Source organism: Paenarthrobacter nitroguajacolicus, assembly GCF_031455195.1.
GTDB lineage: Bacteria > Actinomycetota > Actinomycetes > Actinomycetales > Micrococcaceae > Arthrobacter > Arthrobacter nitroguajacolicus_D.
The window spans coordinates 13,836-30,693 of sequence record NZ_JAVDSH010000013.1 but is presented as its reverse complement, the minus strand read 5'-3'; the positions used below and the strand labels follow the sequence as shown (position 1 = coordinate 30,693).

The window sequence follows — 16,858 nt, the reverse complement described above, 5'->3', positions numbered from 1 at the left end:
TTAGACTTCCCGTTCTGTCATGAGGTGTTGTGGGGCGGCTTTCGCGAAAGCTTTGCGGGCCCTGTGGAGCCGCACGGCCGCTGCGGATGATGTACATCCGAGGCTTTCGGCCAGTTCGGCAGTGGTGAGATCGTCCCAATAGGAGAGCATCAGAATTTCCCTGTCCCGGTCCTTGAGACGGGACAGGATCACGGCGACGCTCCCTTGCTGGCCATCGTCGGGCGCAGTGGCGTCTCGGGTGCGGGCTTCTTCCGCGAGCCGTTCCATAAGTTGTTCGCGGCGGCGTCGGCCTTTGTACTCATTGCCAAGGACGTTCCTGGCTGTGGCGATCAGCCATCCGATTCCGGGGGGCTCGGGTGGTTGTTTCTCCCAGACAATCCGGAACACGTCGTTGGCGAGTTCCTCAGCCCGTTCACGGTCGTTGATCCGATACGCGATGTACTGGTAGATGCGGCTGAAGTGTTCAGCGTGAAGAGCGATCAGTTCCTGCTCTCTGGTAGCCAACATCTAGTTCTGTTCCCCCGGGCTAGTGCGATGTGATCAGTCAACTCTTTAGTGTCCCGGGAACCGTCGTTTCTTACACAAGCGGAGAGAAACTTGGAAATGGCTGATGAGGTCAGCCCGTCATACCGCAGTTGCGTCACCAGGGACCGGGGACGGGCAGTAATTGTTCGGATATTCCTACGGGATCCCTATGCGAGGTGAGCCAATATTTTCTGGCGCTGCCGGGTCAGTGTCTCAGCTTGGGCTTCCAATTCGGTGACTCGCCGTGCGAGGTGTGAACGCAGTTCGGCACACATCTCAAGCTGCGGTGCTCTGCCGCGGGCACACGGAAGGTACTGGCGGACCGCGCCCGAGTCCAGGCCTACCGCGAACAGGCCCTGTATTTGATCGACGATGACGTGAGCCCTTAAGGTCCCATGCTATGAACATAACAACGTCGCCAGTAACGACTCATTCCCTCCGACGCGTCCTCATTGTCCACGGATACGCTGCCGCACCGGATGCACACTGGTTTCCTTTGCTCCGCGACTCACTCGATACCGCCGGCGTTGACGCGACCGTGGTCGCTCTCCCTGCTCCTGATGCTCCCAACGCGGCAGCTTGGACGGACACAGTATCGAAGGCCATCGGTGTACCCGACGCCGGAACATGGATCGTAGCCCACTCCTTGGGAGGCATTACGGTGCTTCGCGCCCTTGCAGCGCTGACCGGGCCGTGGCAGCTCGGCGGGCTTGTCCTCGTCTCCGGTTTCACGGGGGCACTGAAGTCCCTGCCGGTGTTGGACAAGTACTTCAGTGCAGATGTCGACGCGGAGCGAATCGCTAAGAATATTGGCGTACGGGCAATGGTCCGGTCGGACGCCGATGCTTTCGTGCCGACGGCGGCATCCGATGTGCTTGCAGAAAGACTCAAGGCCGAGCTGCACATACAGCCCGGCGCCGGTCACTTCCTCGCAGAAGACGGAGTACACAACCTCCCACTCGTGCTGGATCTGCTGCGACGGTAGTACGGCTCCCTAAAAGGTGCCCGTAGGCCCGCGGGCCCAACGCATCCTCCTGCGTTCGATAGGGGATCCCTGACCGGACCTGTGACATTCACATCGTTTTGGGCGCCCCAATATTCGATGGCCCACCGGTTCGGCTCGCACCCTGCCTGCTGATTGGCCGTCGGGCGGAGCGCAGTCCAGAAACGCATTTGGGTCCTCGGGGCCCCGATTCCCATCTTTTTCGCGAGCTGGTCGCCCACGCCGTCCAGGTCACCGTGCGTTAAAGAAGAAAAGCACCAGTTCCGAAGAACTGATGCTTCCCAGTGGTGGCTCCGACCGGCGTCGATCCGGTGACCTTTCGATTTTCAGTCGAACGCTCTACCAACTGAGCTACAGAGCCTAGGTGACATGTCACCTTGAGAACCGAATTTCTTCGGCGCTCAGAGCGACCCTGACGGGACTTGAACCCGCGACCTCCGCCGTGACAGGGCGGCGCGCTAACCAACTGCGCTACAGGGCCTTGCGTTTGCGGTATCTCTACCGCGTTTTTTTCAAGGCTTCTAGCTTACCAGACTTTTTTCATCCGATTTACCACTTGCCTTGCGTACCCCCAACGGGATTCGAACCCGTGCCGCCGCCGTGAAAGGGCGGTGTCCTAGGCCGCTAGACGATGGGGGCCTGAACTCAATTCGGATTTTGCAAGAAAAAACAACGCTTTACGCGTTCTTTCCGGGTCTCGCTCGTCCGAACTGGACTCTAAAACTTTAGAGCATAGATGGCGATATTCCCAAATCGAGCTCTGCAGACCCCCGGGGCCTCGTCGAAAGAGCCCACAAAGATTGGCAGGATCTTGCCCTGACGCGTCCGAAAACCGCCAGCCGTCCGGTGGCCTCCGCGGCTAGATTGGCTCTATGACAACCACCACCCCGGCCGAACCCGGCCAGCCGTCCCCGGACCTGCCCCCGCGCACCACCCCCGCGCCGGCCGCGGCCATCAGCAAACTCGGCATCGTCGCCGTCATCGTCACAGTGGTCCTTTGGGCTTCAGCGTTTGTGGGCATACGCGCCGTGGGCCCCAGCTTCTCCCCCGGCTCCTTGACGCTCGGACGGTTGGCGGTTGCCGCCGTCGTGCTGGGAATTGTTGTGCTGCCCACCCTGAAGGTCTGGCCGAGCGGCCGCGAGTGGCTGCCGATCCTGGCATACGGGGTGATGTGGTTCGGCGGGTACAACGTTGCGCTGAACGCCGCGGAGCACATGCTCGACGCCGGAACCAGCGCCATGCTGATCAACGTTTCGCCCATCCTGATCGCGATTCTCGCAGGCATCTTCCTCAAAGAAGGCTTCCCAAGGTGGCTGCTGATCGGCAGCGGGGTGGCATTCTGCGGTGTAGCGATGATCGCCTTGGGTTCCGGACAGCGTTCGACGGCGGACGTCGCCGGTGTGCTCTTGTGCTTGCTTGCCGCCGTGCTCGCCTCAGTGAGCGCGATCCTGCAGAAGCCTGTGCTGCGGAAATTCTCGGCCGGCCAGGCGACGTGGTTTGGCATCATGGTGGGTGCCGTTTGCTGCCTGCCATGGACGGGCCAGCTGATCTCGGAGGTGCAGGCGGCACCGCTGCCCGCCACCCTCGGCCTCGTCTACCTGGGCATCTTCCCCACCGCCATCGCCTTCACCACCTGGGCTTACGCGCTGTCCCTGATCTCGGCTGGAAAGCTGGCCGCCACGACGTACCTGGTCCCAGGCACCACCATCCTGATTTCGTGGGCCGTTCTCCAGGAAGTGCCCACCATCTGGGGGCTCATCGGCGGTGTGGTGTGCTTGCTCGGGGTCGGACTGACCCGCCGCAGAAGCCGTTAGCGGGCCATCCCCGCCAGAAGCTCGCGATGTGTTGGCGGATTGGCGCCCGGGCGGCCAACCGTGATGGACGCTGCCATTGAGGCGATGCTGCCGATTCGTTCCAGCACCGTAGGCGCCAGACCGTCGCTCCCCCGCAGCAAAAGGCCCATGATCAGCGCCGACATGTAGGAATCTCCGGCCCCGATAGTGTCGGCCACGGTCGACGGAATCGCGGGAACACTGAGTTGAATGTGCCGGGTGGCCATCAGCGAGCCCTGCGCGCCCTGGGTGATGACCGCCAACCCCGTGCCAAGGGCAAGGAGGTGGCTCGCGGCGTCCTCCAGCGTTTTGTCCGGGTAGAGCCAGCGGGCATCCGAGCCGCTCATCCGGACGACGCTGGTCAACGGCACGATCTCTTCGAAAAGAGACAATGCCTCACGGTGGCTACCCAGTAGATCGGGGCGGATGTTGGGGTCATAGGTGACCATGCAACCGCCCCGTGCCTGCTCCAACAAGCTGCGGACAACTCCTGCACCAGGCTCCAGGAACGTGGCTATGGAGCCGGTGTGCAGGATGCGCGGCGCGTACGGGAGGGCAAGAGGAGCCAGTGCCCAATCAATATCGAACGTGTAGGTTGCCGAACCGTCGGCAGCGATCCGCGCGGTCGCCGTCGCCGTCTCCTGCAACGATTTGGACCCGGGGAGCAGCACGACGCCGGCACTCTGCAGGTGCGCTGCAATGGCGTCGCCCCGTTCGTCCCGGCCGATGGCGGTCAGGAGGCCCGCTTTGACGTCCAGTCGGCCCAGGCCGTAAGCGACGTTGGCCGGCGAACCTCCCGGGTATTCGGCCACCCCGTCGGCGGACTGCACGATGTCGATCAATGCCTCACCCACCACAACGACGTCGAGGGGTTCGGGCGCGAGGGAAGAGGTGGCAGTCATGCGGTTCCTGTGTCTGTGGAAGAAGGATTGAAATCAGTATCCCGCATCACGACGGCGCCAATGCAGTCTCGGCGGACTAAAGTCGAATCATGCCCGCGAACCTTCCTCCCGGCCTGCCCATCGTTCCGGACGGCGACCTTCCTTCGTCCAAGCTGCCGGCGCGGACTCCCGTACACAGTCCCGCTGAAAGTGGCGCCGTTGAGGCCATCCCCGCCGGCGCCCCCTTTAGGATGTCGCCGGAGGATTTCGAAGAAGCCGTCAGCGATGCACTTCAACTCATTCCGCCCAAAGCGGCGAGCGCCATGGATAACGTTGCGATCTTCATCGAGGACGACTACACCCCGCAGCCCGGCGAAGATCCGGGGACTGTGTTGCTGGGACTTTACGAGGGCGTCCCACTGACAGAGCGCGACTCCTGGTGGGAAGCCGGCTCCCTGCCGGACCGGATCACAATCTTCCGCCAGCCCATCCTGGACATCTGCACCACCCGCGAGGAAGTCATCGACGAAGTGGCGATCACGGTAGTCCACGAGATCGCGCATCACTTCGGAATAGACGACGACCGCCTTCATGAGCTCGGCTGGGGCTAGCCTTATAGGCATGGGGCACGACCACAACCACTCCCACGGAGTCACTGCAACCGGCAAGCATCGGAAACGGCTCATTGCCGTCCTGGCCATCACGCTTGGCGTGGTGGGCATCCAGGTGATTGGCGCCGTCGTCTCCGGCTCGCTGGCACTGCTGGCCGACGCCGGACATATGCTTTCCGACGCCGCGGGCGTCTTCATCGCGCTCATGGCAGCCTGGATTGCCACCCGCCCGGCCAGTGACCAGCGGACTTACGGGTACCAGCGCGCTGAGGTACTTGCCGCCCTGGCCAACGCCCTGATCCTCATTGTCATCGCCGTGGTGATCATGATTGAGGCCATCCGGCGATTCGGCGAAACCACCGAGATCCACACGGACGTCATGCTGTGGGCAGCCATTTTGGGCGCCGTCGCCAACCTCGTTTCGCTCCTCATCCTGCAAGGCGCCCAAAAGGAAAGCCTGAACGTGCGCGGGGCCTACCTGGAGGTCCTTGGCGACCTTCTTGGATCCATCGCGGTAATCGTCGCGGCCATCGTGATCATGACCACGGGGTACGCCGCGGCCGACCCCATCGCCTCCGTGCTGATCGCCTTGATGATCATTCCCCGTGCATGGCACCTGCTCCGTGATGTGGTGGACGTGCTGCTTGAGGCAACCCCCAAAGGCGTGGATGTGAACATGATCCGCGAGCACATCATTGCCGTGGACGGTGTAGTGGAAGCCCACGACATCCACATCTGGACCATCACCTCCGGAGTCCCGGTGTTCTCAGCCCACGTGGTGGTGGAAGACGAAGTACTCAACGCCAGGGGCGCGGACCTCATCCTTGACCAGTTGGGATCGTGCCTGGGCCGTCATTTCGATACCGAGCACTGCACGTTTCAATTGGAGCCTGTCAGCCACTCCGAACACGAGTCACACCAGCACGCCTAAGACCTGATATGCCGCGGCGGAACCTGCCTGCGAAGCTCGGCTGACCGGCCCCGGCAAGAGCCCGTCCCCATCCATGTGGCCCGCAGCTCCGAATAACTGATGGCGCGTCACCCCGTGACGCGCGGACAACGTCAGCTATGTACTGGAGAAGATCCCGTGAACAAGCCCACCAGGAACGCCGCACGTTTCGCAGTCGGAACCGTCCTTGCAGCCTCCGCCTTCACCCTTGCTTCCCTCCCCGCACAAGCAGCGACAACAGCTCCTGCAGCCACCGCCGCCATTCCCACCAGCACGAGCACCCTCAGCGGCGGCGTCCTCAACAGCTTCCTCAGCGGCGGCATCCTGAACGGCGGCCTCATCAACGGTCCGCTCATCAATGGACCCCTGATTGATGGAGATGTGCTGGGCCCCCTTCAGCTCGGCCAGTTCCAGTAACCCCCACCCTCCCGACGCGGCAGTCCTGATTCCCAGGGCTGCCGCTGCTTTTCCACGCCTCCCCCCACTGCAGAGAAGGATCATGAACTCCCCTATCCCCGCATCCCCTGACCAGCCCGGCATTTCGGCGCACCAGGCACCAGCCCGGATGGGTTTATCTGCCGCGCAGCGGGGTATCTGGTACGCGCAGAAGTTGGCGCACAGCAGCCCCATGTACCAGATCGGGCAGTTCATCGAAATCTCCGGGCCCTTGGATGTTTCCCGCTTGGAAGCAGCCGTAGCCCGGGCAGTTTCGGAGACTCCGGCGCTGAACCTGGCGTTCGGCGAGGACGACGACGGTCCGTTCCAGTACGCCAAGGCCATGGATGCCCAGGTGCAGTTCATCGACCTCAGCGGATGCGGCGGCGAATCAACGCGTGAACAAACTGCACGCGATCTGATGGACACGGATATGGCGCAGGCGCGCAGTATGGAAGACGGCGGGCTGCTCCACACGGAGGTCATCCGGCTCTCCGAGAACCGTCACTTCTTCTACCAGCGCGTCCACCACCTGCTCCTGGATGGGTACTCCGCGGTGCTGGTACTTCGACGCGTCGCCGCAGTTTACGAGTCCCTGGGCACCGCCAATGAAGCCGACGGGAACGCCAGCCTCGATTTTGCCGCCCTGGACGAACTGATCGCGGACGATCACAGCTATCAGGACTCCGCAGCCGCCGCAGCCGACGCTGCCTACTGGACTGCTGAACTGGACGGACAAGCCACGCCGGCCGGGCTCGCGGGCCGCCCTTCCGGAACGGCAGAGGCCCTGCTGCGGTCAACCCAAACGCTTGCACCATCCGCAGTGGACGCGCTCCTGTCAGCTTCCGGGAGTGCGCCTGCATTGATCCTGACGGCAGTGTCCCTGTACCTGCACCGGATGACCGGCGAGCAGCACGTGTCCTTGGCCCTCCCCGTGACGGCCCGCCGCGGGAAGCTGGCCAAGTCCACAGCGTCCATGCTGTCCAACATTGTCCCCATCCGGCTGGATATCAACCCCGGAGCCACCGTCCAGGACATGGTGGCCACCACTGGCGGCAAGCTGCGTGGAGCCCTGATCCACCAAAGGACCCGCTACGAGTCCATGACCGGACAGGGCAGCTACCTGGGACCATCGGTGAATATCCTTCCGGTTCTGGACGACATCGCTTTCGGTGAAGCCACCGGCACCATGCATATCCTGTCCACCGGCCCCATTGATGACCTGTCCGTCATTGTCCATGGCCTCGGGAACAACGCCTCCGACGGCGTCACTGTGCAGTTCGCCGCCAACGCCGGCCTCTACACCCAAGCAGACCTGGACAAGCACCTGACGCGCTTTGTCCGGCTTCTTGGCGAGCTTCTGGCCAACCCGGAAAATCCGACGGCGGCACTGTCAGTGACGTCGACGTCGGAGGAACGCTCCCTGCTCGCCGAGGGCGACGCAGAGTCGATGGACCTGCCGGGCCACACGGTTGTGGAAGAGTTCCAGGCCGTGGCCTCGGCCTCACCTGGGAGAACTGCCGTAGTGGCTGCTGACGGCCGCCTGAGCTTTGCCGGACTGGAACAGCGCTCCAACCAACTGTCCCGCTTTCTCCGCGAGCGCGGCGCCAAGCCCGGGAGCACGGTGGCCGTCAGGTTGGACCGCAGCGTCCTGCTGCCCGTCGCTATCCTGGCCATCCTGAAGGCGGGCGCCGCCTATGTTCCCCTGGATCCGGACTACCCTGCCGGCCGGGTGGAAGGCATGGTGGAGGACGCTGCACCGGTCCTCCTGCTGACGGAAACGGCCGTAAATGGGGACACTGACCAGGGACGGCCCCGCACCAGTGTGCCCGTGACTGTACTGGATTCCAGCGTGGTGTTGGCCGAGCTGGACAGCAAGGACCCGGCCCCGCCTGCGCCCGTAGCGGGCCAGCATGATCTTGCGTACGTGATCTTCACTTCCGGCTCCACCGGCCGCCCCAAAGGCGTGGGTGTGGAACACCTGGCCCTGCTGAACCTGCTGACCTCGCATCGGGACAGGATTTTTGATCCTGCCGCATCGCGGCTGGGCCGCAGCCTCCGGGTTGCCCACACTGCGGGATTGTCGTTCGATGCCTCCTGGGATCCCATCCTGTGGCTCCTCGCTGGGCATGAGCTGCACATGGTGGATAACCAGACACGGCGCGATCCCGAGGCCCTGAGCCTGTTCCTGGCAAGGGAGCGCATCGATTCGATTGAAACTACGCCGTCATTTGCCAAGGCGCTGCTGGCCGGCGGCCTTTTCGACCAGGACACCCACCCCTCCGTGGTGGCCCTGGGTGGCGAAGCCGTGGACCCGGCCACGTGGCGTGAGTTGGCCGCCCATGAGGGCGTGGTGGCCTACAACTTCTACGGTCCCACCGAAACCACCGTGGACTCGCTGACCGCAGTGATGGAACCCGGCACGGACGTCACCCTGGGTGGATCGGTGGCCAACAGCCGGCACTACATCCTGGACTCGGGCCTTAACCCGGTCCCCACCAATGCCATCGGCGAGCTGTACGTCGCCGGTCCCAACCTCGCACGCGGCTACCTTGCCCAGCCTGGGCTCAGCGCAGGTAAATTCGTGGCCGATCCCTTCGCGCTGGACGGCACGCGCATGTACCGCACAGGGGATGTGGTGCGCCGCCTGGACGATGGGACCCTGCAGTTCCTTGGCCGGATGGACCAGCAGGTGAAGATCCGCGGGTTCCGGATTGAACTGGCGGAAATCGAAGAGGTCCTCCGCGGCATGGAAGGGGTGGCCCAAGCCGCGGTGACGGTGACCAAGAACAAAGCCGGCTACGACCAGCTGCTCGCCTACGTCACCGCCTCCCACCCGGAACAGGAATCCGGGGGCAGCGCAGCCCTGGACTCCGCAGCCATCCGCAAAGAGGCCCGCAGGACGCTGCCGGACTACATGGTCCCCGCAGCGGTGATCGCCATCGACTCCATACCCCTGACAGCAAACGGCAAGCTGGACACCCGCGCCCTGCCAACGCCGGAACCCGAGGCCGCAACCAGTGCGCCGCGCACACCGGCCGAGCGTGTTGTGGCTGATGCTTTCCGCGAAATCCTGGGCCTGGAATCCGTTGGACTTGAGGACGATTTCTTTGAGCTGGGCGGCCACTCCCTGCTGGCTACACGCCTCGCCGCGTTCCTGCGCGACGCCACGGGTTCAGCTCCTGCCCTGCGCACCATCTTTGAAGAGCCCACAGTGGCAGGACTCGCAGCGGCGTTGGAAAGCGACGGAACAGGCGCTCCTGTGCTGAGTGCGACGGAGCGGCCGGACACCATCCCGCTGTCCTTCGCCCAGCGCAGGCTGTGGTTCCTGAACCGTCTGGATCACCAGTCGGGTGCTTACAACATTCCCATTGTGCTGACGTTGAAGGGCCGTTTGGAGGTGGGTGCCCTGGAGGGTGCGCTCACGGATATTGTGGACCGCCACGAGACGCTTCGCACCATTTTCCCGTGGTCCAACGGTGAACCGCGCCAGGAGATCCTGCCGCCGGGAGCCATGCCCGCCAAACTTCTGGCCGTGCAGTGCGATGCGGGGAACCTGGACCGGGCCTTGCAGGCAGAAACCCAGCGCGGCTTCGACATCACCGGGGAACTCCCGGTCCGTACGGTCCTGTTCCAACTGGCGCCGGACCACCACGTCCTGGCCATCACGTTGCACCATGTGGCCGCGGACGGATGGTCCCTGGCTCCGCTGGCGCGTGATCTCTCCGAGGCCTACACTGCCCGGCTGAACGGAGCGGAAGCTCCCTCCAACGAGCTGCCTGTCCAGTACGCCGACTACACCTTGTGGCAGCGCGAAGCCCTGGGACAGGAAGATGATCCGTCCAGCCCCATTTCACGGCAATTGGAATTCTGGGCCCGCGAGCTCAAGGGATCTCCGGAGGAACTCCAGCTGCCCTACGACTTCCCGCGCGGAACCCGCGAAGGCGACCTCCCGGCGTCGTCGATTCCCTTGGAACTGGACGCCGGCACCACGGCGGGCCTGAACGCCCTGGCGAGGAAGCAGAATGCGAGCCTCTTCATGGTGCTCCAGGCCGCGCTTGCTGCGCTGCTGACAAAGTCGGGCGCTGGAGAGGACATCCCGCTGGGCACGCCGGTGGCTGGCCGCACCGACACGCAACTCAACGAACTGGTGGGCTTCTTCGTCAATACCCTGGTGCTGCGGACCAACACGTCCGGCAACCCCACCGCATCCGAGCTGGTGGAAAGCGTCCGGTACACCAACCTGCACGCCTATGGAAACCAGGACGCCCCTTTCGAGCGCGTAGTGGAAGAACTCAACCCCACGCGATCCCGCCACCGCCATCCCCTGTTCCAGGTGATGCTGACGCTGCAAAATACCCCCGATGCGTCGCTGTCCATGGAAGGCCTTGAAGCCACTGCGGACATGGGAAGGGAGCCGGGCGGGGCAAAGTTCGATCTCCTCCTGGACCTGGCCGAAACGGCCAGCGCCGGCATCTCCGGCTCGCTGGCCTACAACCCCGCGCTCTTCAGCCGGAGCACCGTGGAGCGGCTTGTTGAAGGGTTCACGCTGGTTGCCGGGCAGTTTGCCGACCACCCTGCCGTGACACTGGACCGCTTGCGTATTCAGACCCCCAGCCAGCATGCAGAAGTCCTGGTACACAGCTCCGCCACGAAACTCGATGTTCCGTGGCCCACCATCCTGCACGCCTTCGCGCAGACCGCCGCTGCGAATGCGTCCCGCATTGCCGTGGTGGCTGAAGGAACGTCCTGGAGCTTCCATCAATTGCAGGACCGGGTGGAAACCATCGCCAAGGGACTCACTGCCAGGGGCGTCCGTCCCGGTGACCGCGTGGCCGTGGCCATCCCACGATCCGCGGACGTGGTGGCCGCTGCCCTGGGCGTGCTGACTGCCGGTGCCGTATACATACCGATCGACCTCGTCTATCCCTCCGAACGGATCAGGATGATCCTGGAGGACAGCAGCCCGGCGGTAGTGATCGTTCAAGGCCAGGCGGGTACCGGCGTCGAACCTTCCAAGACGGTGACTCTCGCCAACCTGCTGGCGGCCGGGGAAAATGCTCCCGGAACGGCAACGGCAGAGTGCGCCCCCGGCGACCTCGCCTACGTGCTGTACACCTCGGGTTCCACCGGAAGGCCCAAGGGCGTTGCCGTGACCCACGGTGCCTTGGCCAACCTCTACGCACACCATCACCGCACCCTGTTTGCGCCGCGCCTTGCCGCGGACGCGGGAAACCCTGTTGCCGTGGCACACATCGCCGGGCTGGGCTTCGATGCTTCCTGGGACCCGATGCTCTGGATGGTGGCCGGCGCCAAACTGCACATGGTGGCCGACGCGGAGCGCGGCGACGCCGAAAGCCTCAGCCGCTACTGCCTCCAGCACGGAATCGACGTCCTGGAAACAACGCCGTCGTTCGCCGCGCAATTGCTGCAGTATGGCCTGCTTGACCAGCAACGCGAACAGCCACTGATCCTCGCCCTGGGCGGCGAGGCCGTATCCGGTACCCTCTGGGATCGCTTGGCCTCAGACCCTTCCGTCCAGGCGTTGAACTTCTACGGCCCCACCGAGTTCACTGTTGATTCGGTGATGGCGGAGATCACCGGCACCAAGCCAGTGATTGGCAGGGCCGCGGGAAACACGTCCGCGTGGGTGCTGGACGCGTACCTCCAGCCGGTTCCCGCAGGGGTTCCCGGCGAGCTGTACCTGGCCGGCGACGGGATGGCGCAAGGTTATGACCAGCGGCCTGCCGAGACGGCCTCGCGTTTCGTGGCGAATCCCTTCGCGGCCGACGGAAGCCGCATGTACCGGACCGGCGACCTGGTGAGGCGCGACGCCACAGGTGTGCTGGAATTCCTTTCCCGGACCGATGACCAAGTAAAGGTCCGCGGGTTCCGGATCGAACTCGGTGAGGTGGAGTCTGCCCTGTCCAGCCATCCGGAGGTGCAGCACGTTGTTGCCGTCACCGATGGCGTTCCTGCCCAGCGAATCGTCGCCTATGTTGTGGGCGCAGTGGACACCGCCGAGCTACGGGCACACGCGGCCACCAGCCTGCCTGACTACATGGTCCCGGCCCTGATCATGCCTATTCCGACGCTTCCACTGACGTCCCACGGAAAGCTTGACCGCAAGGCCCTTCCGGCGCCCGCGGCAATGGGCGCAGGTGAAGGAAGGGCTCCGTCCACCCCCGAGGAGCACGTCATGGCCGGAATCTTCGGTGAGGTTCTCGGGCTGGAGACGGTGGCCATGGATGATGACTTCTTCCTGCTGGGGGGACACTCCCTCCTGGCCATCACCATCATGGGAAAGATCCGGGAAGCCTTTGGCGCTGCCCTCCCGTTGCGGACGCTCTTCGATCAGCCAACTCCAGGGGCGCTGTTGGGAGCGATCTCGTCCGGACGATCAGCCGGGTCAACGCCCGACGACGGCCCGGCGGCTCCCGCTGGCCTGGCACCTCATGCTGAGCTGGCATCTCATGCCGACCCCGCCCAAGAGACCGGCCCGACGCTCGCTGAGTGGCTGGAAACCGGAACGGCACGCCGCCATGGGAACCCGGCCCTGTCCTTCGCCCAGCAACGCATGTGGTTCCTCAATCAGCTGGATCCAGGCTCCGCCGACTACAACATCTCCCTGGCCGCCCAACTGGAAGGCGACGTGGATGAGCAGGCCCTCTCCGCCGCCGTCGATTCTTTGGTGGCCAGGCACGAGGTCCTGAGGACCAACTACCCGGCAACTGCCGGCACCCCCCACCAACTGGTCCACCCGGCCGGAGATGCGGGTGGGCTGCTGCGGATCATCCCGGTGAGCAGCGAGGATGAGCAAGCCTTTATCCTGGCCGCGGAAGCACGCAAGGGCTTTGACGTCACCACCGACCTCCCCCTGCGCGCGGTCCTGCTGCGCCGCGGTGACGGCCCCGAGCCTTCGTGGATCCTCCAGCTGGTGATCCACCACATCGCCAGCGATGGCGCGTCCCTGGCACCGCTTGCCCGGGACCTTTCCGAGGCCTACTCGGCTGCTGTGACCGGCACCGGGAGCAGCCGCGCCCCGCTCAACCTCCAGTACGCAGACTTCAGCGCGTGGCAGCAGGAAGTCCTTGGTGCCGCAGGAGTGGCGGACAGCAAGGTCCGGTTCTGGCAGGAAACCCTGGCGGGCATACCCACCGAGCTCACCCTTCCAGCCGATCAGCGCCGCCCCCGTGAGCCCCGGCAGCCCGGAAAACAGCGCACCTTTGAGCTCAGTACCGAAACTTTGAAGGCCCTGAACTCCCTGGCGGTTACCTCCAACGCGAGCCTGTTCATGACGCTCCACGGCGTCCTGGCCGGATTCCTGCAGCGGATGGGGGCCGGCGATGACATCGTGATCGGCTCACCCACGGCAGGGCGCGCGGACCCGGCCCTGGCAGACCTGGTGGGATTCTTCGTCAACACCTTGCCGCTGCGGATCAGCGCCGCCGGTTCTCCCACCGTGCGTGCCATGGTTGACCGTGCCCGCACCAGCGTGCTGGCAGCGTTCGATCATGACGACGTCCCGTTTGAACGGCTGGTGGAGGTACTGAACCCCGCCCGTGAGCTGGGACGGCACCCCCTGTTCCAAACGATGCTGACGGTGGACAGCTCCCCCGCTTCCGTTCCGGAACTGCCCGGCGCAACAGTCACAGCCCTGCCGGACAGCAGTTCGGGAGAGGCGAAATTCGATCTCTCCTTCACCTTCCGTCCCGCCGCCTCGGGCCTTTCAGCCACGTTGGAGTACAACGCGGCAATGTTCCAGGACGCCACCATCGAACGGCTGGTCAAAACCTTGGTGCGTTTCGTGGAGTTGGCTGCCGCCGATCCGGAGACGCCTGTTGCGGAGCTGCCCCTGCTTGACCCCGAGGAAGCCGACGCGTTGGCGGGGCTGACAGCGGGACGGCGTTCCGGCGTCGTACATCACCAGGAAGAGGCCGACGGCGTCCTGGCCGCCTTCGCTGCCAGTGTCCAGTCCGCCCCGGACTCCTTAGCGCTGGTCAGCGGGGACAGCAAGGTCACCTTTGTGGAGTTGGCAGACTCCGTGATGCGTGTGGCGGACGGACTTCACATGGAGGGGGTGGCCGCGGGCGATGTTGTCTCGGTGTTCCTGACCCGATCCGCCGGAACCGTCCAAGCGCTGCTGGGCGCAGTTGCGGCCGGCGCGGTTTACAACCCGATCGATACCGAGTACCCGGATGACCGTGTGGTGGCCATCCTGGAGGATGCCGGGCCTGCCGTGGTGGTCAGTTCCGAATCGGAAGCGGACCGCATGGCCGCTTTGCTGTCCACGGTTGCCGCCCGGAAACCTGGCCGTGCTGTTCCGCGCCTGGTGTTGCTGTCCGGACTCCTTGAGACGGCAGGGGCCACGGGTTTCGGCTCGCCCCAGGAACTTCTTGAGCGCCAGCCGGCGGGACGCAACCTCGCCTATGTCATGTTCACCTCGGGATCCACGGGGCGGCCCAAAGGAGTGGAGGTCAGCCACGGCGCGTTGGCAGCCCTGCTGGAATCGCACGGTGAGACCCTCTTTGCGGGACTCGATCCCCACACCACCGGGGCCCAGCAGAAGGTGGCCCACACCACCGGAGTCGGCTTTGATGCATCGTGGGATCCCATCCTGTGGATGGTTGCCGGCCATCAACTGCACATGGTGGGCGAGGACATCCGGCGGGATCCCGCCGCGTTGGCAGGCTACTTTGAAGAGCACCGGATCAGCGTTTGGGAAACAACGCCCGGGTACGCGAGGCATTTGCTGACCGAGCCGGCGTTCACCCGGGTGCTGGACGGAGACGGCTTCAGCCTTGCCCTGGGTGGTGAAGCCTTCGATCCCGCCCTGTGGGACGCACTCTCCGCCAAGGAAAAGGTGACAGCCTGGAACCTTTACGGCCCTACGGAGGCCGCGGTGGATACCGTGATGGCACATGTCAGTGATCATCCGGCACCTGTGTTGGGAGCTGCCACGTCCCGGACCGCGCTGTATGTTCTTGACCCATTGCTGCAACCTGCGCTGCCGGGTGTCTCCGGCGAGCTCTACATCGCAGGCAAGCAGCTGGCCAACGGATACCGGGGCCAGCCTGGACTGACGGCTGAACGCTTTGTGGCCGATCCCTTCAGCGCCGATGGCGGGCGTATGTACCGCACCGGTGACCTGGTGGTGCGGCACGCTGACGGGAACATCGTGTTCTCAGGACGCAATGACAACCAGCTCAAGATCCGCGGATTCCGTGTGGAGCCCGGAGAGATCGAACAGGCCGCCACCACTGCGGCGGACGTCCAGGCCGCCGTGGTCCGGGCGTTGCCCTCAGGGGACAGCGTGCGGTTGGTCGCCTGGGTGGTCCCCGCGGCCGGCGTGTCCGTTGACACAACGGATAACGCGGCAGCCTTCACTGACGGTGTGCGCGCCCACCTCCGGAACCTGGTGCCGGATTACATGGTGCCCGCAGTGGTGCTGGCCATCCAGGAGATCCCCCTGACCCATCACGGCAAAGTGGATGTTGCTGCCCTGCCGGAAGCGGACAGCGCGCCGCGCACGTCCGGCAAGGTTCCCCGGACTCCACGGGAGCAGACGGTGGCCGCTATCTTCGCGGACGTGTTGTCCGTGGATAAGGCCGGAGTGGACGAATCGTTCTTTGAGCTGGGCGGGCATTCGTTCCTGGCGCAACCGTTGATTGCCCGGATCAATGCGGCCCTGGGTACATCGCTGCAGGTGCAGGCCTTGTTCCGTGCACCCACGGTGGAGGGGCTCCTGGCAGAGGCCGATCGTGGCGTGGAGGAAGGCGCCGCCGCGAGCCTGCGCCAGATTCTTCCCCTACGCACCAGTGGCCCCAAAGCGCCCCTGTTCGCCGTCCACCCGGCGTCGGGTATCGCGTGGGGGTATGCCTCAATGCTGGGTTCGCTGGACGCGGAGCGGCCCCTGATCGGGCTGCAGATGCCAGGCATGGAACCGGGCGCCACCCACGCCGTCACCGCGATGGACCTTACGGAACTCGCGGACAGCTACATTGCCCGCATCAAATCCGTTCAACCGTCGGGCCCCTACCATCTGCTGGGCTGGTCCTTCGGTGGGCATCTGGTCCACCGCCTGGCCACCCGGCTCCAGGAACTAGGCGACGAGGTTGCGTCACTGGCCATCCTCGACGCCTTCCCCGGAAACCAGGAGAGCAACGATGACGTAGGTGCAGGCGCCGGAATTTGGGCTGCGTACCTTGAGGCGCAAGGCTACGCCCTGGACAAATCCGACTACGAGGATCTCGACGCTGCCAAGGCCCAGGAAATCCTCCGCAGGAACCACAACCCGCTGGGCACCGTACCACTGGAGGCCGTGCAGGCCATGGTAGAGAACTTCCCCGTGCTGGCGCGGCTGATCAGGGAACAGGAACCGGCAGTTTTCGACGGCGACCTGCTGCTCTTCAGAGCAACCGTGGAGGTTCCGGTGGGCACGCCGCGAGCCGATGCATGGGAGCCCTACATCACCGGCCGAGTGACCGACGTCGAGGTGCCGGACCGGCACTCCCGAATGTTAAGTGACACAGCTCTCCCGGTAATTATGCCTGCCCTGGCCATCCAGCTGGGGGGTTGAGTCCGAACCACTGGAAACGCTCCGGAACCCGGGGCACTGTTTA

General features: G+C 64.5%; 8 protein-coding genes and 3 tRNA genes. 6 read left to right on the top strand and 5 right to left on the bottom strand.

Features of this window, described 5'->3' with window-relative positions; all coding sequences use genetic code 11:
* A complete protein-coding gene (locus J2Y68_RS20910) occupies window positions 1-507 on the bottom strand; it encodes an RNA polymerase sigma factor (RefSeq protein WP_309996592.1) in 507 nt (168 codons plus the stop codon).
* 418 nt (window positions 508-925) lie between these two features.
* Here J2Y68_RS20910 and J2Y68_RS20905 point away from each other — a divergent pair, with 418 nt between their 5' ends.
* On the top strand, window positions 926-1,510 hold the full coding sequence (locus J2Y68_RS20905; protein ID WP_309996590.1) for an RBBP9/YdeN family alpha/beta hydrolase: 585 nt from the start codon (window positions 926-928) through the stop codon (window positions 1,508-1,510).
* Between the two features lie 303 nt (window positions 1,511-1,813).
* Here the strand turns inward: J2Y68_RS20905 and J2Y68_RS20900 are convergent.
* From J2Y68_RS20900 to J2Y68_RS20890, 3 genes are all read right to left on the bottom strand, one after another.
* A tRNA-Phe gene (locus J2Y68_RS20900) sits at window positions 1,814-1,889 on the bottom strand.
* Window positions 1,890-1,935: 46 nt separating this feature from the next.
* Window positions 1,936-2,009, bottom strand: a tRNA-Asp gene (locus J2Y68_RS20895).
* 85 nt (window positions 2,010-2,094) lie between these two features.
* Window positions 2,095-2,167: transfer RNA gene (locus J2Y68_RS20890), tRNA-Glu, on the bottom strand.
* A gap of 233 nt (window positions 2,168-2,400) precedes the next feature.
* Between J2Y68_RS20890 and J2Y68_RS20885 the strand changes: the two genes are divergently transcribed.
* Window positions 2,401-3,342 (top strand): DMT family transporter, encoded by a 942-nt coding sequence (locus tag J2Y68_RS20885; RefSeq protein ID WP_309996587.1) that lies wholly within the window; start codon window positions 2,401-2,403, stop codon window positions 3,340-3,342.
* Here the strand turns inward: J2Y68_RS20885 and J2Y68_RS20880 are convergent.
* On the bottom strand, window positions 3,339-4,262 hold the full coding sequence (locus J2Y68_RS20880) for a carbohydrate kinase family protein (RefSeq protein ID WP_309996584.1): 924 nt from the start codon (window positions 4,260-4,262) through the stop codon (window positions 3,339-3,341). The two genes, J2Y68_RS20885 and J2Y68_RS20880, sit on opposite strands and share 4 nt — an antisense overlap.
* A gap of 89 nt (window positions 4,263-4,351) precedes the next feature.
* Here J2Y68_RS20880 and J2Y68_RS20875 point away from each other — a divergent pair, with 89 nt between their 5' ends.
* The 4 genes from J2Y68_RS20875 to J2Y68_RS20860 all read left to right on the top strand — a co-directional run bounded on the left by J2Y68_RS20875 (window position 4,352) and on the right by J2Y68_RS20860 (window position 16,815).
* Complete coding sequence (locus J2Y68_RS20875; protein WP_309996581.1) at window positions 4,352-4,852, top strand: metallopeptidase family protein; 501 nt, start codon at window positions 4,352-4,354, stop codon at window positions 4,850-4,852.
* A 10-nt stretch (window positions 4,853-4,862) separates the two neighbouring features.
* A complete protein-coding gene (locus J2Y68_RS20870) occupies window positions 4,863-5,783 on the top strand; it encodes a cation diffusion facilitator family transporter (protein ID WP_309996579.1) in 921 nt (306 codons plus the stop codon).
* Window positions 5,784-5,939: 156 nt separating this feature from the next.
* Window positions 5,940-6,218 (top strand): hypothetical protein, encoded by a 279-nt coding sequence (locus tag J2Y68_RS20865; protein ID WP_309996576.1) that lies wholly within the window; start codon window positions 5,940-5,942, stop codon window positions 6,216-6,218.
* Window positions 6,219-6,300: 82 nt separating this feature from the next.
* Window positions 6,301-16,815, top strand: a complete 10,515-nt coding sequence (locus tag J2Y68_RS20860) for a non-ribosomal peptide synthetase (RefSeq protein ID WP_309996574.1) — start codon at window positions 6,301-6,303, stop codon at window positions 16,813-16,815.
* Window positions 16,816-16,858 lie beyond the last annotated feature (43 nt).